Source organism: Porphyromonas sp. COT-290 OH860 (assembly GCF_000768935.1).
Classification (GTDB): domain Bacteria; phylum Bacteroidota; class Bacteroidia; order Bacteroidales; family Porphyromonadaceae; genus Porphyromonas.
The window spans coordinates 49,255-73,750 of the sequence record NZ_JRAR01000075.1 but is presented as its reverse complement, the minus strand read 5'-3'; the positions used below and the strand labels follow the sequence as shown (position 1 = coordinate 73,750).

The window sequence follows — 24,496 nt, the reverse complement described above, 5'->3', positions numbered from 1 at the left end:
TAATCTTTTCTGTTAAGGTTTGCAAACGAATTATTCCTTATTTGGGACAAGCAAACCAATCAGAGAAAAAGCCCTTCTGCACCTTATTCTCCAAATTAGTGGGAAGATTGCTAAAGATTGATGGACTAATTTGCTTAAATCTGTCCTACAATCCCAAAAGATTGATGGGAAGAAATTCAGAGAATTAGCCCAAACATTTTTTGTTTCATCCGAGGTTCTGCGTGATGATGGATTCTAGGATGAACCACTTTTTAGACGTCTGTAATCAAGTCTTATGACATATATACCCAACCTAAGAGCCTTAACCTACCATCAAAACAGCCTAATAGCCTATATGGATAGTGTAAACAGCAAATGCGGGTTGTCACAGTAGCGAGGTTTGTGTATTGAATATCTTTGGTTAGCTTTGTTATCGTTTGAGGAAACTGCTTGATAACATTATTATTAACACTATAAACGCATCTAATCAAAATGAAACATCGGTTATTAGCCACTCTAGCTTGTATTGGCTCTCTGGCTTGGGCTAGCGAGAGTGCGCCTCTATGGCTTAGGCATCAAAGCATCAGCCCCGACGGCAAGACCATCGCATTCTGTTACAAAGGCGATATCTACTCCGTATCGAGTTCCGGAGGACGTGCGCAACGGCTAACCTCCAATGCCGCCTACGACACAGCGCCTGTCTGGAGCCCCGATAGCAAACAAATCGCCTTCTCTAGCGATCGGGAGGGGACAGATGATCTCTATATTATGCCTGCTGAAGGCGGAACGCCCAGGCGTCTGACCGTAGGTAGTGGCAGCGAGCGGCCTGTTGCCTTTGTCGATAATGGCATTGTACTCTTCCAAACCTACTTGATGCCAGACCGTCAGTTCGATCTGTATCCTAGTGGTATGTTTGCTCAAACCTTTGCGATGCCGACTACGGGTGGCCGCCCTAAGCTATGGAATTCAATCCCGATGGACGGCCTCAGCCTGTCGAACTCGGGAGAAGTGCTATACACCGACGTCAAAGGATACGAAGACTATTGGCGCAAGCACCACACCTCCTCGATCGCTCGCAATATCTGGCACATCAACAAAGAAGGACGATATCAGAAGCTCACGACCTTCTCGGGTGAAGATCGCAATGCCATTTGGGACGGACAAGGAGGTTTTTACTATCTGAGCGAGCAGGACGGCACATTCAACGTCTACCACAGAGCCCAAGCACTCCCCTCAGCTAAGGACAGGCAGCTCACGACCTTCTCTGGCAATCCTGTTCGCTTCTTGAGTCGAGCCTCCGACGGCACCCTCTGCTTCGGCTACGACGGACAGATATATACGATGCGTGATGGCAGTCAGCCTCAGCTAGTCAATATAGATATTGTACTCGATGCCGAGGAGCGAGCTATGATACCACATATCCTACGAGGCAATGCTATCAGCTCTTTTTCGGTTGCTCCCTCGGGTAAGGAAATTGCTTTCGTAGAGCGAGGCGATGTCTATGTGGTCAATGTAGAGTTCGGGACGACCAAGCGCATTACCAACACAGCTGAGCAGGAACGCTCAGTAGACTTCGCCCCCGACGGCCGAAGTATTGTCTACGCAGGCGAGAGAGGCGGACAGTGGCAACTCTTCCAGAACGAGCTGGTACGTAAGGACGATATCAATTTCGCCTACGCCAAAGAGATCCGAGAGAAGCAGCTCACACAGGGCACTCTCCCCTCCTTCCAGCCACAGTTTAGCCCCGACGGCAAAGAGATCGCATTCCTACGCAACCGCACAAGCATCGTCGTGCTCAACCTCAAAAGTGGCAAAGAGCGTATCGTAATGCCCGAGCACATCAACTACTCCTACACAGACGGCGACCAAGACTTCGTATGGAGCCCCAACGGCAAATACATCATGACGAACTATATGGGCAATGGTGGATGGACACATGTAGACTGCGCAGTCTACAACGCCGATGGCAGCGGGCTGAAAGTGAACCTAACGCAGAGCGGCTACAACGACGGTAGTGGTCGGTGGGTACTAGACGGCAAGGCAATTCTATTCGGAAGTGATCGAGCTGGCTACCGTAGCCACGGCAGCTGGGGAGCTACCCAAGACTTATATCTGATGTTCCTCGACCATAAAGCCTACGAGGATTTCATCAAGACCAAGGAAGAGCGAGCCATAGACAAAGAGCTCAAAGAAGAGGCCGACAAGCTGAAGAAAAAAGAAGAAGAGGCCAAGAACAAGAAGAAAAGTAAGAAGGCTAAGGATAAGAAAAAGACCGACGATGCCTCCACTAAGCCTAACGCAGAGATCTCTAGCCTAGACCTAGAGCAACGTGAGCGCCGTACCCTTCGCCTAACGAGAGCCTCTGGTGCTATCCTAGACGCAGCAATGAACAAAGAGGGTACCAAGGTCTACTACATCGCTCGCTTTGAGAGCAGCATAGACCTCTGGGAATATGACGTCGTAGAGCGCACAACCAAGGTGCTCGTACCTCAAGCCAATGGAGGTGCGCTAGAGATGGCAGCAGACGGCAAGACACTATTCCTCGCTAGCTTCAATGGTCTGAAGAAACTTGACGGCACAAGCCTCAAGCCAATCAACATCACCGCCGAGTTTGAGCAGAAGCCCATGGCCGAGCGTGAGCACGTCTTCTCTCATGTTTGGCAGCAAGTCCTAGACAAGTTCTACGACCCCAAGCTACACGGTGTAGACTGGCAGAAGTACCGTTCTGTGTATGCTAAATTCGTTCCTCACATCAATAACAATAGGGATTTCTCCGAGATGCTCAGCGAGATGCTTGGTGAGCTCAACGCTTCTCACACAGGTGCCCGTGCCATGTCCGCAGGGACATCTAGGGCTACGGGGCGTCTAGGAGCTTTCTTCGACGGCAAGTACGAGGGTGCGGGCTTTCTCATTGAGGAGATTATGCCCGGTAGTCCTCTAGCTCTGGCCGAGGGGAAAGTGCAGGAAGGTATGGTCATCGAGAGCATCGATGGTCAAGAGATCGAAGCCAATCGAGCCCTCGCCTACTATATGCAGGGCAAAGCTGGTAAGAAAACACTCCTCGGCCTGCGTGACCTGCGCACGGGTAAAACAAGCGAGGTCTTGGTCAAACCAATTACCTTCTACCACGAGCGAGAGCTACTCTATGAGCGTTGGCTCAAGCAGCGTGCCGACCTAGTAGATAAGTGGAGTAACTCTAGGGTTGCTTACGTCTACGTTAGACAGATGAATAGCCCCAGCTTCCGCACAGTATTCAAAGACCTAATGGGTAAGTACCGTAATAGAGAAGCCGTTATCGTTGATACGCGCTACAACGGGGGCGGTTGGCTACACGAGGATCTAGCGATCTTGCTCAGCGGACGCAAGTATCTCACCTTCAACCCACGTGGGCAGTACATTGGCGACGACCCATTCATGCAGTGGAGCAAGCCCAGCTGCGTATTGATGAGCGAAGGCAACTACAGCAATGGGCACGGCTTCCCTTGGGTGTACAAAGAGCTAGGCATCGGCAAGCTGATTGGTGCGCCAGTACCGGGGACGATGACGGCTGTATGGTGGGAGCGAATGTTCAACAACAGCTTAGTCTTCGGTGTGCCACAGGTAACCTGCCAAGACCTCCAAGGCCGAGCTCTGGAGAATATGGAGCTACAGCCAGACATCGAAGTTTACAATAGCCCAGAAGATTACCTCACAGGTCAAGACACACAGCTCAAGCGTGCCGTAGAGGAGATGCTCAAGGTGATTGATGCGAAGAAGTAATAGATACTCCCAGACCTCCCATGGCATAGGTCAGTAGACAAACACAGAAAGAGCCGCAAGCATCGTCTAGTGCTTGCGGCTCTTTCTATTGAGCAGCTCGGTGGCTACAAAGCTCTGTTACTTCTGAGCGTCCCAGCTCTGACCACAGCGGATGCGGTCATCGAAAGCCGTTAGAGCGGCCTTAGCGCCCTCGCCCATTGCGATCACGATCTGCTTGTAAGGTACAGTCGAGCAGTCGCCTGCCGCATAGATACCATCGACCGAGGTACGACAGCGCTCGTCAATGACGATCTCGCCCATCTTATTACGCTCTACGATACCGTCGAAGACTTGGGTATTGGGTGCAAGACCGATCTGCACAAAGACACCATTGACAGCTAGATCAAAAGGCACACTGCCGTCACGAGGAGCTACCTTGAGGGCTGAGATACCCGTACCATCGCCTACAACCTCTTGCGTAGCAACGCTCTTGTGTACCGTAACGTTGGGCAGAGTCATGAGCTTGTCCTGTAGTACAGTGTCGGCCTTGAGCGTATCGGCAAACTCTAGCACGGTAACGCTCTTACAGATACCAGCCAAGTCTATCGCAGCCTCAATACCAGAGTTACCGCCTCCTACTACCGCAATATCCTTACCCTTGAAAAATGGACCGTCGCAATGGGGGCAGAAAGCTACACCACGGCCGATATGCTCCGCCTCACCCGGTACACCTAGACGACGCCAAGCAGCACCGGTGGCGATAATCACCTGAGGAGCAACCAGCACTTCGCCAAAAGAGGTCTTAATCTCCTTGAACTCGCCTACAAGCTCCACGCACTCCACTCGGCGCTGCTCCAAGATATCGATGCTGTACTCGCTGGCGTGTAGCTTGAGGTCTGCGGCAAGCTGGGTACCCGTTGTCCTAGCCACGGAGGGAATGTTCTCAATAGCCGTCGTTTCATTGACTTGACCTCCCACACGCTCTGCGACAAGGCCAACCTTGAGCCCCTTACGAGCCGAGTAAATAGCCGCAGCAGTGCCCGCTGGACCCGCACCAACGACCACGAGGTCGTACTCCTTGCGGACAAGCTCGACCGAGGCCTGCTCGTCCTTGCCCACCTTCTCCTCGAGTTTGACGAGTAGCTCACCTAGATTACTCTGACCAATGTGTAGGATTTCGTCGCCAACATATACGGTCGGTACGGCAGAGATTTTGCGAGCATTCACTTCGTCTTGGTACACAGCCCCATCTACCATCTCGTGCGTAACGCCTTCGCCTGCAATAAGGGCTATTAGGTTCATCGCCTGAACGACCTCGGGACAGTTGGTACAAGTAAGCGACACGTAGGAAGTCAGCTTGATTGGCTTCTGGAGAGCCTTGATGCGGCGAAGCAGTATCTCGTCGGGGAGATTCTTACCCTTACCATCGGCATTGAAGACAGCAAGAATAAGGCTGGTAAACTCATGCCCCGTAGGGATACCACGGAAGCTCACACCAGTATCTTGCCCATCTCGCCAAATGGTAAGACGCAACTCATCGGTCTGAGATACCTCGACCTCTATCTTGTCGCTCGTAGAGGCGAAGTCAATAATCATCTCGGTTAGCTCCTGCCCCTTGCTGTCTGGCGTGGCGCTTACCCGAAGCGTATATTTATGTTCTAGCGCAGCGAATATGCTGCGGAGCTGATCGAGTACAGCTTGTTCTAGTCGCATAGTCGTAATATGATTTGATACAAAAAAAGGCAAGAGGACAGAGGCAACGCCTACTATTCCTCTTGCCATAAGTAGTGTTAAGTAATTAGCTCTTGAGTACTCTAGATCTTACCAACTAGATCGATGCTTGGCTTGAGGGTAGCGTCGCCTTCCTTCCACTTAGCTGGGCAAACCTGACCGGGGTGTTCGTGAACGAACTTAGCGGCCTTAATCTTGCGAAGCAGCTCCTGAGCATCACGACCGATACCATTGTCATGGATCTCCGCGATCTTAACCTGACCGTCTGGGTTGAAGACGAAAGTACCACGATAGGCCATACCCTCCTCCTCAATCATCACGCCCATAGCACGAGCTAGATGACCGGTAGGATCTGCGAGCATAGTGTACTGAATCTTGTTGATCGTGTCTGTCGTATCTGACCAAGCCTTGTGTACGAAGTGCGTATCGGTGCTAATCGAGTAAATCTCCACACCTAAAGCTTGGAACTCTGCATAGTTGTCGGCAAGGTCAGCTAGCTCTGTAGGACAAACGAACGTGAAGTCTGCTGGGTAGAAGAAGAATACAGACCACTTACCCTTGAGGTCTTCGTGTGATACGGTTACGAAGCCTTCTCCCTTACGATAAGCCTGAACCTTAAATTCTGGCAACTGGCTATTGATAATGCTCATTGTTTTGTTCGATTAATATGGTTTTGTAACTAATGATACTGCAAAGCTAGAGCAATCTCGCCCCTTATCCAATTAGATTTGTATATCCTACTATTAGTAAATCCAATCAGCCTTAGCGGCTCTCACTGAGCATCTGCCTTAGCAGAAGCAGTGCCTTATCTTCGGCAGCACGCATCTGCTTCTCTTCGGCTTGGGTTTTATCCCCCAAACCAGCCAAATGAAGCAAGCCATGTACGATGACACGATACAGCTCATCAAGCGATTCTATCCCTAGTTGCTCTGCATTGCTCGCCACCGTGTCTAGACTGATGAGCATATCGCCAGAGATGCGATCGCCTTCGCTCTCATCAAACGTAATGATGTCGGTGTAGTAGTCGTGATCGAGAAACTCACGATTGACCTGCAAGATGCGCTCATCCGAGCAAAACTGATAACAAAGGTCGCCCACACGCTTGCCATGGCTACGAGCCACCTCGGTGAGCCAGCGCTTGAGTATGCGCCTAGGAATACGAGGCAAACGGACATCCTCGTCTGTGTAGAATGCAATCATTACTCCGAAGTCCTCAGCGACGTGGCCGCATATTTTTGTTGAAGAAATAAGCCAGACCAAGCAGATTGACTAGCCCTAGTACAGCTCCTCCTGCTACTACGATTCTCTGGGCATCATTGAGCCAGATACACCAGACAGCAGCCCCAACGACGACCACCGCAGCGATGACTTTGAGGATAAGATTTGTTCGTTTGACGTCTATTTTCATTGAACGATTATTTTATAGTCTATAGTTAAACCCGAAGCTAATCAGCTCGTTAAATTGCAAATATCTATTCCAACCCTGAGCGGGGCGCACGGCATCATCGTAGCGTAGCTGTACATTGATGCGTGTAGAGAAGTAGCGCCCGATCTTCATATCCAAGGTATTCTCCCACTCTGCCTCTACGTTGGCGTAAGATGTATTGAAGTATAGGCGAGATTGCCAAGTCACATTCATATTGATATCCCACTGCATACTTGCCCTAAGGGTCGAGCCAAAACGATGAAACGCTAGCTTATCCTCTGCCAAACCATGGCGCCCTAGGTCAATATCTCGACGAGCCGTACTGCGGTAGGTGTAGGATATGGGCGCCAAGTTCATTGAGTAAGCAAACTTGCGCCGGTAGACACGGGTGGACTTACTGCTGTAGTCGAACTTCATACCAAGACCTATATTGAGGGTCATAGGGGCAAGCAGCGCAGACTGTAGGATATTGGTATTGCCCTTGTAGTTATTCAGCAACTGCGTGCGTGCCTCAGCATCGAGGGTGTAGAACCAGCGCTTACTTGCCTTGAGGCCGAAGTTGCTACGCAGACGCAATAGGTCATCGGCGATGCGGAAGCTCCGCACTCGGTCTTTCTCCGACTTATCCGTATTATATATGCTGAGCTTATTCTCCAGCTCGGTCTTCCAGTTGACAGACTTCTTGAGATAGGTCATCGAGGCATAGCTCCGCATGATGAGGTTTAGGTTGGACGAACCGCCCTTGTGCCAGTTATCCGAAACATGATTCTGCGAGAACTGTGCGCTACACTCGAAGGCCGGTATCCAGTATCTACGCTCAATCTCTTGTAGCTGTAGTACCTCTGCTAGCTGCTTAACGCTACGCTGCTCAAAGCGCTGCTCAAGCATCTGCGGATTGGTGCTGAGGTTAGAGATGCCGAGTGCCTCTCTAGTCCCGAGTGCCTCTGCCCCATAGTGGAAGAGATCTACACGCTCCCTCTGCAGAGCAAACATAGTATGGTTCATCAACCTAAGTTTGAGCTCAAGATCGGGGGCAAACTTAGGTATCGGTAGCTCATAGGTTGTAGCCTTAGCGCGGTAAGTGGGTCCATCGACCGAGAAGGACAGAGGCGCCAAGGGCTTACCTATCTCCTGCACTGTCTTGTATTTGGTCGTAAGGGGTAGACACATCTTGTAGGCGAGGATAGATGGCGCTTGGTCTTTCGTACCCAGATCTCCCACTTGTAGATATTCGATTAGGGGGGATTGCTCTGCCTGATGCACCAAATCTAACAGAGCACTATCCACAAGAGGGCTTGGGGCATAGTACGCCTGAGAGGAGGAAGTCTTGGCAAGCAGGCTATCCAGATTGTAGTGAACCGTATCTGTACTCTGGGCAACCAGACTACCCGTAGCCGAAACGATAAATAAGACTAAATATGTATATATGTATCTAATTGATTGCCTCATCTATTACTTATTTCATTACTAGCACAAAGGTAGGAAACACTTTACTCATTCCCAACCTACCTATACTCATCAACACACCCACAGGCCTATTCGTTTTGTCCCTCTAGGCTGAAGCTCCGAGGAACCTCAACTAGGGCTTGCTCTAGAGAGGTGTCACTTCTAGACGAAGAGCCTAAGTTGGTACCTCGCAATATGCCTTCAAGACAGATCGAGCACGTGGACAAAATTTAGATTTTCGTTCACTTTTCGGATTATTGATGGGCTGACTTATTAAGTCTAGCCACAAAGACGCAAACCTCGTCTTTGGCCCCTAGGAGGCTCTCTATTGCGTCCGACCCTATTTGGGCACTTAGTCCCCAGTCTAGTGAAAACACCCGCCCCAAACGGACACTTCATAATAAACTAAAAGACAAACTGATAAAACACAGATCTAGTTAGTTTCCTTTAAGATCGCCATACTTTTTCTGTGTTTCTTCCCATCAATCTTTTCGGTTTGTAGGACACATCTCAGCAGATTAGTCCATCAATCCGCAGAAATCTTCCCTTCAACTTTCTCCAACAACCGAAGCAAAAGACCCAAACCGCTTCGTGAGTTAGCCAAATTGGAGCCAAACCCATTAACATTAATTAACAGAAAAAGCGAAAAGTGCCTCCTCCACATCGCAACCCCAATAGGCCTCAAAAAAGCACTTCCCAACTAGCTAAAATCAATTTCTTCATTTTTCCGCCTCAATACCTACTAATACCCCGCATATACAGCTCTGCTAAGTTTTCTGTTATTTAGAAAGTTTGAGCTACCTTTGTGGCTCATTTGAAGCTACAACACTAGACATAAAAGTATGATTAGACCTAAGAGCACCAATCAGGCGGTGTGGGCCGACGTATATACGTACGCCAAGCTGCCAGCCGAACTCAGCAAACTCGATGAGCTAGCGCATAACCTCTGGTGGGTATGGACACCAAAGGCTCAGAACCTATTCAAGCGTATCTCTCCAGAACTATGGGATAGCACAGAGGGCAACCCTGTGAAACTAACTCGCCTGCTTACAGGCGAGGAAATACGCAAAATCACAGCTGACCAAGACCTACTCAAAGAGATCGACAGTGTCTATGCCGATTTCCGTGCCTATATGGACGAACCTGCAGACGAGGAGCGCCCCTCTGTAGCCTATATGAGTATGGAGTATGGTCTGACCAATGTGCTGAAGATCTACTCTGGTGGTCTAGGCGTACTGGCAGGTGACTACCTCAAAGAAGCAAGTGACAGCAATGTCCGTCTGACGGCCGTTGGGTTCCTATATAGATATGGTTACTTCACACAAGCTCTGAGCCCAGCTGGCGAACAGATTGCCCAGTACGAAGCTCAAGACTTCACTCAGCTACCCCTCGAGCAGCTAATGAACGAGGACGGCAGCCCCGTAGTGCTAGAAGTCCCCTACTCTAGCCACATCGTATATTCTTACGTCTGGCGTGTGCGTGTAGGGCGCATCAGCCTCTACCTACTCGACACAGACAATGGTCTAAATAGTGAGTGGGATCGCAGCATCACACACCAGCTGTATGGTGGCGACTGGGAGAACCGCATGAAGCAGGAGTATCTGCTCGGTATCGGTGGTGTCTTACTGCTCAATAAGCTCGGCATCAAGAAAGAAGTCTACCACATGAACGAGGGGCATGCCGCCTTCATGAGCGTGCAGCGCCTACTCGACTATGTAGAAAAGGAGAAGCACCCATTCGACCTAGCCCTTGAGCTAGTACGCGCCTCCTCGCTCTATACCGTACACACCCCAGTACCTGCTGGGCACGACTACTTCGACGAAGGCCTAATGGGTAAATACCTCGGGCACGTACCCCAGCGTTTGGGTATCTCTTGGCAGGAGTTTATGGACATGGGACGCGAAAATCCCGGTACGGACGAGAAGTTCTCAATGAGCACTTTCGCCCTGAATACCTGTCAGGAAGCCAATGGTGTAAGTAAACTACACGGCAAGGTATCGCAGCAGATGTTCGCTCCAGTATGGAAAGGCTTCTTCGCCGAGGAGCTACACGTGGGTTACGTAACCAACGGTGTGCATATGCCTACATGGGCAGCACCTCAGTGGCAGGAGTTCTACGCCAAGCACTTCGGCAAGGACTTTGTCAAGAATCAGACGAAGGAAGAGGTTTGGGGCAAGATCCAGCAGATCCCCAGCGAGGAGATTTGGGAGATCCACCACAACCAGAAGCTCCAGCTCATCGACTATATCCGCAAGCATTACGCAAAGCGTTGGATCAAGAATAGCAGCACGCCAGAGGTAACTAAGGCCATTCTAGACGGCATCAACCCCAATGCCCTGCTCATCGGCTTCGGACGTCGCTTCGCCACTTACAAGCGTGCGCACCTGCTCTTTACCGACCTAGAGCGCTTGAGCCGTATCGTCAATAACGAGAAGTACCCCGTACAGTTCCTCTTCACCGGTAAGGCTCACCCTGCCGATGGCGGTGGTCAAGGACTCATCAAGCATATCCTAGAGATTAGCCGTCGCCCAGAGTTCCTCGGCAAGATTATCTTCCTAGAGAACTACGATATGCGTCTAGCGAGCAAGCTCATCGCTGGCGTAGATATCTGGATGAATACGCCTACTCGTCCGCTTGAGGCCTCCGGCACATCGGGTGAGAAGGCAGAGATGAATGGCGTACTCAACCTCAGCGTGCTCGACGGTTGGTGGTACGAGGGCTACAGACCCGGCGCAGGTTGGGCTCTGACGGAGAAGCGGACCTTCCAAGATCAGTCACTGCAAGACAAGCTCGATGCTACGACCATCTATGATATGCTCGAGCGTGAGATCCTACCCCTACATTTCGATGGCCGACAAGAGAAGCCATTCAGCGAGGCATGGATGCAGTTTGTCAAGAACTCACTCAACTTCATCGCTCCACACTATACGATGCGTCGTATGATGGACGACTACTTCGAGCGCTTCTACTGCAAGCTAGCCAAGCGCTCGGCACATCTACATGCCGATGACCACGCCGTGGCTCGCTCACTCGTAGCATGGAAACAGGAAGTGGCAGCTCACTGGGAGGATATTCAGATCCTAGAGATCAGCGATGCAGGCACTCTTGGCTTCAATGCAGGACAGCGTGACATCGACACGAGTGGTGTCCTATCCCTAAAACTCGATAAGGGACGTCTACAAGCTAAGCTCGATGTGGAGCTTGTCTTCGCCAAGCCAGACGAAAATGGCCAACTACACTTCGTTGAGACCGAGGCTCTAGACCTCTCGGCTACAGAAGGGACAATGGAGGTCTACAGCATAGAACTCATGAACAAGCGTCCGGGACACTACAAGGTGGCTCTACGCATACTGCCTCGACACGATGGGCTACCTCACCGTATGGACTTTGCATACGTGCGCTGGGTAAATATCCTCTAGGATAGCAAGCGAACCAATCCGAAAGGGGCTGTGTCCAAATTAACTTTTGGCGCAGCCCCTTTTAGACACCTCAGATTGTGCAAAATGCAAAGCGCCAAAACTAAATCTATGGGAAGGATACTAAGGCAAGGAAGCAAGACGAAGAAGCAGGGCATGCGGCACAAATGTTGCCAAGCAAATCGAGCCGTTTGTATACGACGATGTCCCTCTTGAAAGCATTTAATACCTTGACTAATACTAGCCGATACGGGCGACTGTTTCTATCCAATTATCCGTATCTTTGTGCCTCCAACGTAAATATATATAGACGAAAGCAATGATATCAGTAGACGCCTTAACAGTCGAGATAGGAGGTAGCGCACTCTTCTCCGACATATCTTTTGTGATCAACCCCAAAGATCGCATCGCCCTAATGGGGAAGAACGGAGCAGGCAAAAGCACGATGCTCAAGATACTAGCAGGTGTGCGAGAGCCCTCCAGAGGCCGTGTCAATGTCCCCACGGACGTTAAGGTAGCCTACCTGCCACAGCAATTGCTCACAGAAGATGGGCGCACCGTATTCGAAGAAACAGAGCAAGCCTTCGCCCATCTGCACGAGATGGAGGCACGTATGGCAGAGCTCAACCATCAGCTCGAGGTGCGTACCGACTACGACAGCGACGAGTATATGGCGATCATCGAGGAAGTATCTGCGCTCGGGGAGAAATTCTATGCGATTGAGGAGATCAACTACGACAAAGCGATCGAACGCACACTACTGGGCTTAGGCTTCAAGCGCAGCGACTTCACACGCCAAACCTCGGAGTTTAGCGGTGGGTGGCGTATGCGTATCGAGCTAGCTAAGCTCCTCCTACGCAAACCCGATGTCCTCCTGCTAGACGAGCCCACCAACCACCTCGATATCGAGTCCATTCAGTGGCTGGAGGACTTCCTCGTCGAGAACAATCAGACAGTCGTAGTAATCAGCCACGACCGTGCTTTCGTCGATCGCATCACGACACGTACACTTGAGATCACGATGGGGCGTCTATACGACTACAAGGTCAATTATACCGAATATCAACGCCTAAGGGCTGAGCGTCGTGAACAGCAACAAAAGGCTTACGAGGAACAACAGAAATTCATCGCCGAGACGACAGACTTCATCGAGCGTTTCAAAGGGACGTACTCCAAGACCAATCAAGTGCAGAGCCGAGTGCGTATGCTAGAGAAGCTCGAGCTAGTTGAGGTGGACGAAATCGACACATCGGCCATTAGACTACGCTTCCCGCCAGCTCCACGCTCGGGCAACTATCCAGTTATGATGAGCGATGTGGAGAAGTCATTTGGAGAGAAGAAAATTTTCGACAGGGTAAATCTAACAATTGAGCGAGGGGATAAAATCGCTTTCGTCGGCAAGAATGGAGAGGGGAAGAGTACGCTGGTGCGCTGCATCATGAAGGAGCTAGAGCATGGAGGCGAACTAAACATCGGCCACAACGTCAAGATTGGCTACTTCGCACAGAACGAAGCTGCAGCCGTAGACGAAAATCTGACAGTATTCCAAACGATTGATGATGTGGCTGAGGGTGAAATACGAACGAAGATTAAGGATCTACTAGGGGCTTTCATGTTCGGCGGCGAAGCGTCTAATAAGAAGGTTAAGGTGCTAAGTGGTGGAGAAAGAACACGCCTAGCCCTACTGAAGCTCTTGCTCGAGCCATACAACCTGCTCATTCTTGACGAGCCAACAAACCACCTCGACATGAAAACGAAGGAAGTGCTCAAACAGGCACTACTCAACTTCGATGGCACACTCATCGTAGTGTCACACGACCGTGACTTCCTCGATGGCTTAGTATCTAAGGTGTACGAATTCGGTGGAGGTAAAGTAGTCGAGCACCTCGAGGGCATCTACGAGTTTATGCAGCGCAAGAAGCTTGAGAACCTCAAGGAACTAGAGCGCTAGCCTACACTTCTCTTGAGCATCTCTCTATGTCAGACACATTGCTGCAGCAAACAGCCTAGACTATACGACTTGGTCACAGTAGCTTCAGATTTCGGTGTCCAAAGAATGAGGGAGAGTTGGCCCAAAATGTATAATTTTGGAGGAATATTACGTTAGATAAAGAGATAAGATATGGGTCGAATTATAGCATTAGCCAATCAAAAAGGCGGAGTGGGTAAAACCACAACAGCCATCAACTTAGCAGCATCGCTTGCCTCGCTTGAGCGCCGTGTGCTCATTGTAGACACCGATGCTCAGGCCAATGCTTCTTCGGGTCTGGGACTAGAGGTCGCCAACCTACGCCAAACACTCTACGAGTGCCTGTGTGCAGGCCTACCAGCAGCCGAAGTTATTACCCCGACAGCAGTGGAGGGGTTGGATATTATCCCCTCTCACATCGATCTAGCAGGGGCGGATCTAGAGCTTCTGGAGCGTGAGGGGCGAGAGTTCGTCCTCAGAGGCGTCCTAGCCCCTGTGGTTGATCGCTACGACTACATCATCATCGACTGCTCTCCCTCGCTCGGGCTCATCACAGTGAATGCGCTCGTAGCAGCCGATGCAGTGATTATCCCCGTGCAATGTGAGTACTTCGCCCTTGAAGGAATCAGCAAGCTGCTCAATACAATCAAGATTGTTAAGAGCCGCCTAAACCCACGCTTGGAGATAGAAGGCTTCTTGATGACCATGTACGACAGCCGCACTAGGCTCAATAATCAAATCTACGAGGAGGTCAAAAACCACTTCCAGAGCTTGGTGTTCGACACCGTCATTCAGCGCAACGTCAAGCTCGGTGAGGCGCCTAGCCACGGCCTACCCGCTCTACTGTACGATGCAGAGAGCAGAGGCGCTATCAACCATCTACAGTTGGCCCGTGAACTCATCAATAAACATCAGAAGTAGCATTGCGATATGAGCAAAAAGCACAAGCCCGCCCTCGGCAGAGGGCTGAACGCACTACTAGGCGGCGGTAGCCAGCCCATCGCTACCGAGTCGTTTCTCTCGCAGGCTACACCCAGCGAGAGCCAAGAGGCATCTACACTGAGAGAGCTGCCTCTAGAGCTCATAGTCCCCAACAAAAATCAGCCACGTAGGGAGTTTGATCCAAGTAGCCTAGAGGAGCTAGCAGCCTCTATTCGTCACCTAGGGCTTATCCAGCCTATCACCGTACAGCCACTCGAGGACGGACGCTACCAGATTATCTCTGGTGAGAGGCGCTATCGTGCAGCCCAGATAGCAGGTATGGAGCAGATACCTGTCTATATGCGTCAGGTAGAGGCCGAGGAACTACTAGAGCTAGCACTAGTAGAGAATATACAGCGAGAGGATCTCAACGCTATCGAGATTGCTCTAGCTTATCAGGAACTACTAGAAGCAACTAAACTCACACACGAAGCCCTAGCCGAGCGAGTGGGCAAGAAGCGTGCTACGATCAGCAACTACCTACGCCTGCTTCGCCTACCTAGCCAAGTACAGCTCGGGCTAAGCCAAAGACTGCTCGATATGGGACATGCTCGTGCCCTGCTACAAATAGAGGATACAGAGCGACTCATCGAGCTGTATCAGATGATTCTCAGCGAAGAGCTAAGCGTGCGTGAGGTAGAGGAGATAGCTCGTGCCATCAAAGACAGTGAGCAGTCGCCTAAAGCTGAGGCGAAAGCAACGACAGTCACGAGCAAACCAGACCGCAGAGAAGACTTTAAGGCACTAGAGAAACATCTGGGTAAGGTCTTCGACTCTAGAGTATCTCTAAGCTGCTCGACAAAAGGCAAGGGGCGCATCAGCATTCCCTTCGCCAGTGAAGAGGATCTAGAGCGCATTATCCTACTGCTAGAGCGCATACAACAGACATAAGGCTTATGATAGGGCGATTGGTATTGATAGGTACGATGCTATTGATTGGCTTGATAGAGCTATCGGCTCAGACCAGCCAGATTGATACGCTAAGGGGCAATGGCATCTCAACAAGCTTTGCCTCGGAACAGGCACAGTGGGCAAGTGAGCCCACTAGCTCTACGAAAACCTATACTTGGGTAGATAGCTTAGAGCACATCAGCACCTCGAGTAGCCAAGTACAACCTATCTCAATAGAGCGTAGTCTATGGCGACCTAACCCCAAGAAAGCGATGCTCTGGGCGATCTTGCCCGGAGGCGGACAGATATACAACCGCAAATACTGGAAAGTGCCCATCGTTTGGGGCGCTATGATGACGTGCTTCTATGCGATCGACTGGAATCAACGCCACTACGATGAGTATCATGCTGCCTACCGAGATCTTCGAAGTGCCGACCCAAGCAAGAACACTGCTTGGCTAGACTTCGCTCCCCGTGGCACTAAACCTGAGGACTACAAACGTATGGAGCATCTAGCCTCCACACTCAAGCGAGGTAATGATTACTTTAGACGCTACCGAGATCTAAGTATCGTGGCTGGCATTGTCGTATATGGCCTATCCGTACTAGATGCGTATGTAGACGCCGAGCTCTATGCTTTCGACATCTCGCCCGACCTCTCCCTGCGGGTTAGCCCAACCTTTCTCCCCCCTCTACGGCATCAACCCTCCTACCAAATGGGGGTTATGTGTAGCCTAACATTCTAGCAACAACACAATGAAACAACTACTCCGTCATCTATCACTCAGCATAAGCATAGCCCTATTAGTCCCGTCCTTATCCTTGGGCACAGAGCTCGACACGCTCGCCCATAAGCAAGCTCAGCATACATCAAAGCAGGAGAGTACAGTTAAGAAGCTACCCAATGACAAGTTTCATCTCTCGGCATCGCTCGATCTTGAACTAGAGAAGCTACTGCAAGGTTGGTACGAAGGCTATAGCCGCCGAGGGAGCAACTGGGGAGATGATGCTCACCACTTCGCCACCCCCAATGTACACGACAGTGTATACATCAAGCTTCTAGACCAGATGCCCTCTGCTATCAGAATGAGCTACAATCCGCTCGTTCGAGAGAGCATAGAGCTGTACCTCTACCGTCGTCGCCCTCTGCTCAGCACAATGCTTAGCCTCGCAGATCTCTACTTCCCCGAGATCGAGATGGCACTCGATCGCAACCAACTCCCTCTAGAGCTCAAGTACCTTACCATTGTAGAGAGTGCTCTCAACCCATCTGCCGTTTCTCCTATGGGAGCAGCAGGTCTATGGCAGCTGATGCTCCCGACAGGTAAAATATATGGGCTCAAGATTAACAGCCTCGTTGATGAGCGCCTAGACCCAACCAAAAGCACAGAGGCAGCCTGCCGCTTGCTCAAGGAGCTACACAATATGTATGGGGACTGGTTCCTCGTTATGGCGGCCTACAACTGTGGACCGGGCAACGTGAACCGAGCGATCAGGAAAGCTGGCGGAGGCAGACAGAGCTTCTGGGATATCTACGAATATCTTCCCCGTGAAACTCGCAGATATGTTCCTCTATTTATCGGAGCCTACTTTGCGATGTACTACCATAAGGAGCATAACATTCAACCGAGAGTACACGGCACTCCCCTAGCTACAGACTACTACATCGTACGAGAGTCTACATCCATAGACAGACTCTCGGAGCTCTCTGGCATATCCCGGGAGCAGATCAAGACCTACAATCCTCAGTTTAGACGTGGCATTATCCCGGGCAATACGGAGCCTTACCCAGTGCGTCTACCGATAGCAGGGATTATGAAGCTGGAGGAACTAACGGACTCAATCAAAGCCCCCGAACTGAGCATTGCTCTAGAAGGGCCAGACAAGTCTATAGTTGCCCACAAGGGACAAGCAATAGCCCAGAAAACTAATGTAGGCAAAACTCACAAAGTACGACGAGGCGAAACGCTTAGTACCATTGCTCGCAAGCACAAGGTCAGCGTTAAGCAGCTACAGAAGTGGAATAAGCTTAGTAGTACACGCCTACAAATAGGACAGAAGCTACGTGTATCGGCTAGCTAGAGGGGCTAAATCAACGACTAATTGACTGACAAGATCAAGTGAATAATAGAAGTCTTCACATCATCTATCTGATCGGCGTACTAGGTATTCTATCCGGATTTGCTGGCTGCGCCAATAGAGGTGCACCCGAGGGGGGACCTTTTGATGTAACTCCACCGAGGCTCGTAAGAGCTTTTCCCGAACAAGGCGCCAGAAACGTTTCGGAGAAACGCATCGTTCTTCGCTTCGATGAGTTTATCAAACTGGTCAATCAACAAGATAAACTCATCATCTCTCCTCCGCAAAAAACAGCTGCACGCATCTCGGCATCGGGCAAAGTCGTGGACATACACCTAGAAGATACGCTTAAACCCAACACGACTTACAGCTTCTACTTCGACGATGCACTTGTAGACAACAACGAAGACAACCCTCTTGAGGACTTCTCCTACAGCTTCTCTACTGGCGAAACTCTCGACAGTATGCAGCTTCTAGGTACAGTACTTGATGCCCAAACCCTCGAGCCTGTACAGAATCTAATGCTTGGAGCCTACTTTGCCTCAATGCAGAGTGACACGCTGCTAAGTAGCACGCCTATACCTTTCATCTCCAAGACCAACCGCATGGGTCAGTTTGTCATTCGTGGGCTTAAAGACTCTAGCTATTTGGTCTTTGGCCTCAAAGATGACGACAATGACTTGCGCTACAGCCAACCTACAGAGGGCTTAGCTTTCGATGGTGTAGCTCATAAGACTTGGCTACTGGATAGCATACGTACAGATACTATACGTATAGACTCCATAGTACGTCGAGATACACTGCATCGAGATTCGCTAGTTACCTATCCCTACACCTATTATTATCCACGTGATTTGCTCCTACGCTATTTTGTTTCGGACGTCAAGCGCATGGGGATAGATCGATACGATCGACTAGACTCGATGGTCTGCCGTGTGGAGTTCGCCTCAATACCAGACAGTGTCCCCACAATGTACCTATTGGACTCCCCCCAACGTAACCCTCAGAGTGTCTACATCGCCTCAATAGAGGGTAAGGGGATCAACTATTGGCTTAGAGATAGCCTGCTGATGCAAGCCGACTCACTACGCTTCGGCATCACCTACGCCAAGACCGATAGCCTGATGCAGACAGCCACCCAAACGGATACTCTGACTTTCTACAAGCCCAAAGCCAAAACTTCGTCTAACCAAAAGAAAGACAAAAAAGAGGGCTTTACGGTCAAGCTAGAGGCTAGCAAGGGTATTAAATCACAGACGCCGAGAGATAGTCTATTCATCGTGCTGTCTAGACCGACCGACTCAATCTCTAGCTCAGCCATATCAGTTAGTAAAATGGTAGACACGGTAGCCACGCCCATATTATTTGAAGTGCGCCAAGACACCAAAGACAAACTCCGATATCACCTAGATATCGCATGGAGCTACGGAGAGAAATACAAAATCGACATAGACTCTCTCGGCGTGCAGAGCATCTATTCTGATTCATGTGAACAAGTATCTCTACAACACGAGATACTACAAGAAAAAGAGTTTGGGCAAATACAATTATCCCTACAAGGCTTAGATATAGCAGATAGCCTTATCGTGGCTGAGCTACTCGACAAATCGGGGGCAGTACTTGAGTACTCCCAAGCAAGTGCCCAAAGCGACAGTATGGTACAGCAAGCCAAAAGTATAGAAGCAGACAGCATGCTTACGAAACTTCTTGCTGCTCAATCTGAAGGTAAAGCGTCTTCAATGCCACGCACCGCTACAGAAAAGGAGGGCATATCCGTGACCGATAGTACACTTAGCCCTGCAAACTCCACAGACAGCTTGGCTCTGCCGAAGGATTCTGTAGCGAAGCAAAAGACAATAGAGCCACGTAGTATCACTTTTGTGGACCTCAAGCCTGCCGACTACTACCTACGTATCTATATCGACAGCAACGCAGACGGGCACTGGACAACAGGGAAATATCCCGATCAACAGCCCGAAATGGTCTATTACTACCCCAAAGCTCTAGCCGTTAAGAAGGGATTCACAACCTCAGAAGTCTGGTTCCCTCTCGATCTGCCACTAGACAAACAGAAACCCGAAGAGCTCCGCAAGACTAAGCCCGAAGAGAAAAGGAAACGAGAAAACAAAAACATAGAGTACTACAAACGCCTCCGAGATAAAAGAGGCAAGCAAGGTAGTGCCTCTATGGAGCTACCAAGTGGTCTGCCCACCTCCTTCTAGAGTATGTACACGCCTAAGGAAATCGAGCAGATATGCCGTTGGAGGAGCGAATATGCGACGACTCCTCCCGATAGGTTATTGCTAGGGAGCAACGCTATTCCCTCAACTTATCGGCCGGCCGTAGCTACCCAGATCAAACTACAACAGCTCCTCGGCAACAAATTACCTAGCTTGAGCAAGTGTGGCATCTATATCCCCGAGGGAATCAACCTAGAGCAAGCCTCTGGCGAGGCTTCGGCTCTGTACAAACAAAGGTTCGTCCTACCCGAGGATAGCCTACTCGATATGACGGGAGGTTTGGGCGTTGATTTCTGGGCGATGGCACAAGTGGCCAAAGAAGCCATATATGTCGAGCAAAACGAAGCCATGTACTCAGCCAGTGCCTACAATCTACCAAGGCTACACCCCGACCGTCAAGTCAATTTGCTGCACGGCGACTCTATGCAGATTCTAGAGGAGATTATAGACCAACACCACCCTACCATTATTTATGTAGACCCTGCCCGTCGGGAAGACATCATGGGCACTAAGCGAGTCTACGCAATAGAAGACTGTACCCCCAACTTATACGAGCTGATTGAGCGACTAAAGCAGCTAAACGAGCCTGCGAGGCTTTTGGTCAAGCTCTCCCCTATGCTCGACATCAAGCATACTCTAGAGCATACACCACATATCCAGCAAGTCGAGGTGGTCGCTGTAAAAGGCGAGGTAAAGGAGCTATTGCTCTTGATCGACCTAAACCTCTCGCAACTTCATAGAGATCAAATTACGATTAGGGCTACAGATCTTAATGCCATAGGGCGAGCAACATCTGTGACAAGTACATACGTAGAAGAACAAGCCTCTCCCCTACAAATATCGCCTAGCCCACTATCCTATATCTACGAACCCAACGCTGCGATAATGAAGTCTGGACTGTATCGTAGCCTAGGCAAACAGCTCAATCTTGCACAACTACACCAGCATACCCATCTCTATACATCGGACGAACTACTTGCCGACTTCCCGGGACGTAAGCTAGAGTTACTCGAGGTCATTCCATTTCGCTCTGCTGCAATCAAAGGCCTCAAAAAGCGCCTACCCATGAGCATGATTAGCTGTCGAAACTTCCCAATGAAAGCCGATGCACTACGACAGAAGCTAGGGATCAAAGACGCAGGATCAACAATGCTCATTGGCACAACCCTACAAGACGGCTCAGCTACGCTACTGCTCTGCAAGATGATCCTCTAAACAAGTATCGAGAGCATAATTGCCAAGCAGTGGCAGTTATGCTCTCGATACATTAGTAGAAATTATTGATTTAGAGCTGTGCTGATTGATCTCGCTCCACTACTGCCGTCGTACCCGTTGAGATACCTGTAAAAGACGACTCCGAGATCTCATCTAGATTATCTGTGAAAACTGGAGGTACTGGTAGCCCCGGCTCGGATATACTTACCAACTTAACTCTATACTCATTACCACGAACAACGCCGTATAGACCGTGGGCTTTGGGGGACTCACTATGACCAAAATGTTTGATATAAATGGTATAATAGCTGATACCTTGATGATAGAAGCGGATCCCCTCCTTATCAAAAGATTGATTGAAGGCATCTAAGCCTATTGAAGCCTTATTAACCGCCTCCTTGAGTGCATCGGTAGGATATTGCTGTGAAGTAATAAAGGACTTGAAGCTCTTCTCCGAATAATAAACACCCCTAAAAGCAACCCAGCCCTCACCATCTGTAAGTGTAACCCCTCTTGGGATATAAGGATAAGCCAATACCACGCAAGGGACTGTCCCCCTGAGATAAGCAGTCGGTGGGATAACGCTCTCCTTAACATACAAATTACCCTCTCCTAAGCGGCTCTTATAGGCCTCTGGAGTCATCGCCACCGAGGTCCACAACTCGTCCATTGCATACAGCTCTGGGGTAAAATGCCCTACACCACGAGTGTTCTGAGGCTTACTCTCTTGCCATTGTGCCCAAACAGAGGAGGCAGCATAGCGATTGGATTTAAGGCTTTGGTCACCAACAAGTTCGTCTTGCCCTGAGAGGAGCTTGCCGAGTGGTCGCAAAGGCGCAACCTCATTGAGCAGGTTGGACACGACATATCGTGCAGGTGCATTCCCCTTACGGCCTCCATTTAGCTGTGGATTACCATAAACCAACACCCGAGCAAGCGAGGCCTCCAAAGTCACTCTAGTAGGTAGATGCCCCTCAGAGAAAGCCCCAGAAGGAATTGATAGTGCCCCCTGCTCGTTGAGCATGGATACCCCCTCATATACATCTCTAGCAACTCTAAACTGACTAGACTTCATCGGCCTAGCCTGCACCACAGAGTCAAGAGGCATATCTGGAGCAGTTAGCTCGATAAGCCGAGCGCTGGGATTGGCAACTACCACAAGCTTGTAGTCATCTTGCGGTAAAACCAGCTTTAGATTCTCGAGCTGGCTATCCTCCTCGATGTTTTGCTCTTTGATTACAGCTACTTGATAGCCCTTGCCGCCTTGACGATAAAACACAAAGCGAAGGCGCTTGATCATGGTCAGAGGATCCTTTTTGGCTTGTCCCTCTCCTCGAAGTACGACCTCATTGGGCCGCCCGATAGAGAGGCGGAGGGTTGCCTCCGTAGCATTGTGCTGCGAAGTTCTAGGCTCAATAGCATCTTCCCTAGACTTGCAAGCAAAAGCAAGGACTACGATGCTCATACCTGCAAGCACCATACGTTTGGTAAGTGTCGATGTCATTTTTTTCATAGAAGTAAAAGAAATAATGATGTATTTAACTCTGGTAACACCATCAATAGAGCCGACTGCCCATAGGACTAGCCCTATCAAAAGCAGAGCTAAGGTAGCGATTTATCCCAAAGAAACAAATATGGGACTGTGACAAAATTCGCTTTTGATGCAGCACCTTTTAGGTATTTCAGAATGCACAAAACACAAGACACTAGGAGTGAGGCTAAGGGAGGCATACTGAAGTGTGATGTGACTGAAGCCAACGCCGAAGTCCGTGCAGAGCAAATGCCGCAAGTAACTTGAGCAGTTTGCGTATTACGGCACACCGCCCTCTGTGCCTCTAAGTGTGTTCTTCTCTAGTGTAGCATAGGGTGCCATAAGGAATTATAGCCACAGGCAGAGGGTCTATAAGCCGGGTTCTGTACTACAAGCTAGGCTGTAGCGTCTGTCATTTATCTCGACTGTGCATCGCTGCACAGCTCTAGCAATCTACCCTCCGACATGGGGCGAGCAACCCTCGTAGCGTCGGTTTACATGATCTTGCAACCCATAAGGTGTACGGCACACTGTGTCGCCACAATGCCCGGTGGGCTCTTACCCCACCTTTTCACCATCACCTCCATCACAAGAGGCTGTCGTTCTCTGTTACACTACTCTACCCTCACGGATAGCTTCCCGTTAGGAAGTATGGTGCTCTGCGTTGCCCGGACGTTCCTCACCGCTAGTCCATACGAACTAGGGCGCGACAGACCGACCCTCTGCCTGCTATGCTATAATTATTTCGTCATCTCTACTTTGGTTGTAGGAGCAAGGTTGGCATTGCGCTGCTCGACCTGCTCGACTACATTCTGTGCTAGTGTACGGAAGAAAATAGCCGTCATGCTATCCTCCTGCACGGCAGAGGGAGCCCCCTCATCACCACACTCTCGGATACTCTGCACTAGTGGTATCTGTCCTAGAAGAGGGATTCCCAACTCTTCGGCTAGCTTGCGACCTCCGTCACGACCGAAGATATAGTATCTATTCTGAGGCAGCTCGGCTGGAGTAAACCAAGCCATGTTCTCGATCAGACCAAGCACGGGCACCCCTACCTTGTCGTCAAGGAACATACCTATTCCCTTAATTGCATCGGCCAAAGCTACCTGCTGTGGCGTCGTCACGACGACTGCTCCCGTAATGCCTAGCGTCTGCACTAGAGTCAGGTGTATATCACTCGTGCCGGGAGGCATATCTAGAAGCAGATAGTCCAGCTCACCCCAGTTACCCTCACTGAGTAGCTGCTTGAGTGCATTGCCAGCCATGCTACCACGCCAGAGCACAGGGCTCTCCTTATTGACAAAGAAGCCAATGGAGAGGAGCTTGACGCCATACCGCTCGATCGGCTGAATCAGCTCTCGGCCATTAACCTCCTCAAGAAGAGGGCGAGCATCCTCACAGCCAAACATAAGTGGCACAGAAGGACCAAAAATATCTGCGTCCAGCAGACCAACCTTATAACCTGCCTGAGCCAAAGCGACAGCAAGATTGGCCGAAACCGTACTCTTACCGACCCCTCCCTTACCAGAGAAAACCGCAATAACGTTCTTAACCTCAGGTAGCAGCTTAGGCGCCTCGGCGACCTCTACCTCTGGCACCTTGACCGAGATATTGCCACGAATATCAACATCTTGCCCTACATAGGTCAAGATAGCTGTTTCTGCTGCCTTGACAACAGACTTGATGAATGGAGAATTAGGCTTATCGAAAATGAGCGAAAAGCTCACCTTGAGCCCATCTATACGGATATCATCCTCTACCATGCCAGACTCAACGAGGTTCTTGCCCGTACCGGGATATCGAACCTTGCTAAGGGCCTCAAGGATAAGATTGGGATATATTGTTGTTGACATA

Annotated in this window: 16 protein-coding genes and 1 other RNA gene; 9 read left to right on the top strand and 8 right to left on the bottom strand. The window is 50.1% G+C overall.

From position 1 onward, the window contains the following. The first annotated feature begins 471 nt into the window (after positions 1-471). Positions 472-3,738: a S41 family peptidase gene (locus tag HQ41_RS08545; RefSeq protein ID WP_044190493.1), complete on the top strand. Its 3,267-nt coding sequence runs from the start codon at positions 472-474 to the stop codon at positions 3,736-3,738. Between the two features lie 117 nt (positions 3,739-3,855). Here HQ41_RS08545 and ahpF read toward each other — a convergent pair whose 3' ends face one another. The 5 genes from ahpF to HQ41_RS08520 form a co-directional block, all read right to left on the bottom strand. Further along, positions 3,856-5,430 (bottom strand): alkyl hydroperoxide reductase subunit F, encoded by a 1,575-nt coding sequence (gene ahpF / locus HQ41_RS08540; RefSeq protein ID WP_044190489.1) that lies wholly within the window; start codon positions 5,428-5,430, stop codon positions 3,856-3,858. Between the two features lie 101 nt (positions 5,431-5,531). Next, entirely contained in the window at positions 5,532-6,098 is a 567-nt protein-coding gene (ahpC, locus tag HQ41_RS08535) for an alkyl hydroperoxide reductase subunit C (protein ID WP_044190486.1), read from the bottom strand. Between the two features lie 112 nt (positions 6,099-6,210). Next, entirely contained in the window at positions 6,211-6,648 is a 438-nt protein-coding gene (ybeY, locus tag HQ41_RS08530; RefSeq protein WP_044190483.1) for an rRNA maturation RNase YbeY, read from the bottom strand. 13 nt (positions 6,649-6,661) lie between these two features. After that, positions 6,662-6,856: a hypothetical protein gene (locus tag HQ41_RS08525; RefSeq protein ID WP_044190479.1), complete on the bottom strand. Its 195-nt coding sequence runs from the start codon at positions 6,854-6,856 to the stop codon at positions 6,662-6,664. Between the two features lie 12 nt (positions 6,857-6,868). Continuing rightward, complete coding sequence (locus HQ41_RS08520) at positions 6,869-8,323, bottom strand: DUF3078 domain-containing protein (RefSeq protein ID WP_052405362.1); 1,455 nt, start codon at positions 8,321-8,323, stop codon at positions 6,869-6,871. Positions 8,324-9,162: 839 nt separating this feature from the next. On the opposite strand from HQ41_RS08520, the gene glgP reads away from it, so the two are divergent. The 8 genes from glgP (at position 9,163) to HQ41_RS08480 (ending at position 21,111) form a co-directional block, all read left to right on the top strand. Beyond that, a complete protein-coding gene (glgP, locus tag HQ41_RS08515; RefSeq protein ID WP_044190476.1) occupies positions 9,163-11,739 on the top strand; it encodes an alpha-glucan family phosphorylase in 2,577 nt (858 codons plus the stop codon). A 316-nt stretch (positions 11,740-12,055) separates the two neighbouring features. Next, positions 12,056-13,687 carry an ABC-F family ATP-binding cassette domain-containing protein gene (locus HQ41_RS08510; protein ID WP_044190473.1) on the top strand — a complete coding sequence of 544 codons (1,632 nt, stop codon included), beginning with the start codon at positions 12,056-12,058 and terminating at the stop codon, positions 13,685-13,687. Between the two features lie 171 nt (positions 13,688-13,858). Continuing rightward, complete coding sequence (locus HQ41_RS08505; protein ID WP_044190470.1) at positions 13,859-14,626, top strand: ParA family protein; 768 nt, start codon at positions 13,859-13,861, stop codon at positions 14,624-14,626. Between the two features lie 9 nt (positions 14,627-14,635). Next, complete coding sequence (locus HQ41_RS08500) at positions 14,636-15,577, top strand: ParB/RepB/Spo0J family partition protein (RefSeq protein ID WP_044190468.1); 942 nt, start codon at positions 14,636-14,638, stop codon at positions 15,575-15,577. 5 nt (positions 15,578-15,582) lie between these two features. Next, positions 15,583-16,323, top strand: a complete 741-nt coding sequence (locus HQ41_RS08495; protein WP_052405361.1) for a DUF5683 domain-containing protein — start codon at positions 15,583-15,585, stop codon at positions 16,321-16,323. 10 nt (positions 16,324-16,333) lie between these two features. Further along, positions 16,334-17,659 carry a lytic transglycosylase domain-containing protein gene (locus tag HQ41_RS08490; protein ID WP_044190466.1) on the top strand — a complete coding sequence of 442 codons (1,326 nt, stop codon included), beginning with the start codon at positions 16,334-16,336 and terminating at the stop codon, positions 17,657-17,659. Positions 17,660-17,697: 38 nt separating this feature from the next. Next, positions 17,698-19,878 carry an Ig-like domain-containing protein gene (locus tag HQ41_RS08485; RefSeq protein WP_044190465.1) on the top strand — a complete coding sequence of 727 codons (2,181 nt, stop codon included), beginning with the start codon at positions 17,698-17,700 and terminating at the stop codon, positions 19,876-19,878. 3 nt (positions 19,879-19,881) lie between these two features. Further along, on the top strand, positions 19,882-21,111 hold the full coding sequence (locus HQ41_RS08480; RefSeq protein WP_044190463.1) for a class I SAM-dependent methyltransferase: 1,230 nt from the start codon (positions 19,882-19,884) through the stop codon (positions 21,109-21,111). 70 nt (positions 21,112-21,181) lie between these two features. On the opposite strand, the gene HQ41_RS08475 is transcribed toward HQ41_RS08480, so the two are convergent. From HQ41_RS08475 to HQ41_RS08465, 3 genes are all read right to left on the bottom strand, one after another. Then, a complete protein-coding gene (locus tag HQ41_RS08475; protein ID WP_235316949.1) occupies positions 21,182-22,615 on the bottom strand; it encodes a fimbria major subunit in 1,434 nt (477 codons plus the stop codon). Positions 22,616-22,998: 383 nt separating this feature from the next. Beyond that, an RNA gene (gene rnpB / locus HQ41_RS09410) (RNase P RNA component class A) lies at positions 22,999-23,368 on the bottom strand. A gap of 14 nt (positions 23,369-23,382) precedes the next feature. Then, positions 23,383-24,495: an Mrp/NBP35 family ATP-binding protein gene (locus tag HQ41_RS08465; protein WP_044190457.1), complete on the bottom strand. Its 1,113-nt coding sequence runs from the start codon at positions 24,493-24,495 to the stop codon at positions 23,383-23,385. Between the last annotated feature and the right edge of the window lies 1 nt (position 24,496).

Excerpts from the sequence above, each read along its gene's own strand:
- HQ41_RS08500 (WP_044190468.1), top strand. The coding sequence starts at position 14,636 with ATGAGCAAAAAGCACAAGCCCGCCCTCGGCAGAGGGCTGAACGCACTA.
- HQ41_RS08495 (WP_052405361.1), top strand. The coding sequence starts at position 15,583 with ATGATAGGGCGATTGGTATTGATAGGTACGATGCTATTGATTGGCTTG.
- HQ41_RS08505 (WP_044190470.1), top strand. The coding sequence starts at position 13,859 with ATGGGTCGAATTATAGCATTAGCCAATCAAAAAGGCGGAGTGGGTAAA.
- HQ41_RS08475 (WP_235316949.1), bottom strand. The coding sequence starts at position 22,615 with ATGACATCGACACTTACCAAACGTATGGTGCTTGCAGGTATGAGCATC.
- ahpF (WP_044190489.1), bottom strand. The coding sequence starts at position 5,430 with ATGCGACTAGAACAAGCTGTACTCGATCAGCTCCGCAGCATATTCGCT.
- HQ41_RS08525 (WP_044190479.1), bottom strand. The coding sequence starts at position 6,856 with ATGAAAATAGACGTCAAACGAACAAATCTTATCCTCAAAGTCATCGCT.
- HQ41_RS08520 (WP_052405362.1), bottom strand. The coding sequence starts at position 8,323 with ATGAGGCAATCAATTAGATACATATATACATATTTAGTCTTATTTATC.
- glgP (WP_044190476.1), top strand. The coding sequence starts at position 9,163 with ATGATTAGACCTAAGAGCACCAATCAGGCGGTGTGGGCCGACGTATAT.
- HQ41_RS08480 (WP_044190463.1), top strand. The coding sequence starts at position 19,882 with ATGTACACGCCTAAGGAAATCGAGCAGATATGCCGTTGGAGGAGCGAA.
- HQ41_RS08465 (WP_044190457.1), bottom strand. The coding sequence starts at position 24,495 with ATGTCAACAACAATATATCCCAATCTTATCCTTGAGGCCCTTAGCAAG.
- ybeY (WP_044190483.1), bottom strand. The coding sequence starts at position 6,648 with ATGATTGCATTCTACACAGACGAGGATGTCCGTTTGCCTCGTATTCCT.
- HQ41_RS08545 (WP_044190493.1), top strand. The coding sequence starts at position 472 with ATGAAACATCGGTTATTAGCCACTCTAGCTTGTATTGGCTCTCTGGCT.
- ahpC (WP_044190486.1), bottom strand. The coding sequence starts at position 6,098 with ATGAGCATTATCAATAGCCAGTTGCCAGAATTTAAGGTTCAGGCTTAT.
- HQ41_RS08510 (WP_044190473.1), top strand. The coding sequence starts at position 12,056 with ATGATATCAGTAGACGCCTTAACAGTCGAGATAGGAGGTAGCGCACTC.
- HQ41_RS08490 (WP_044190466.1), top strand. The coding sequence starts at position 16,334 with ATGAAACAACTACTCCGTCATCTATCACTCAGCATAAGCATAGCCCTA.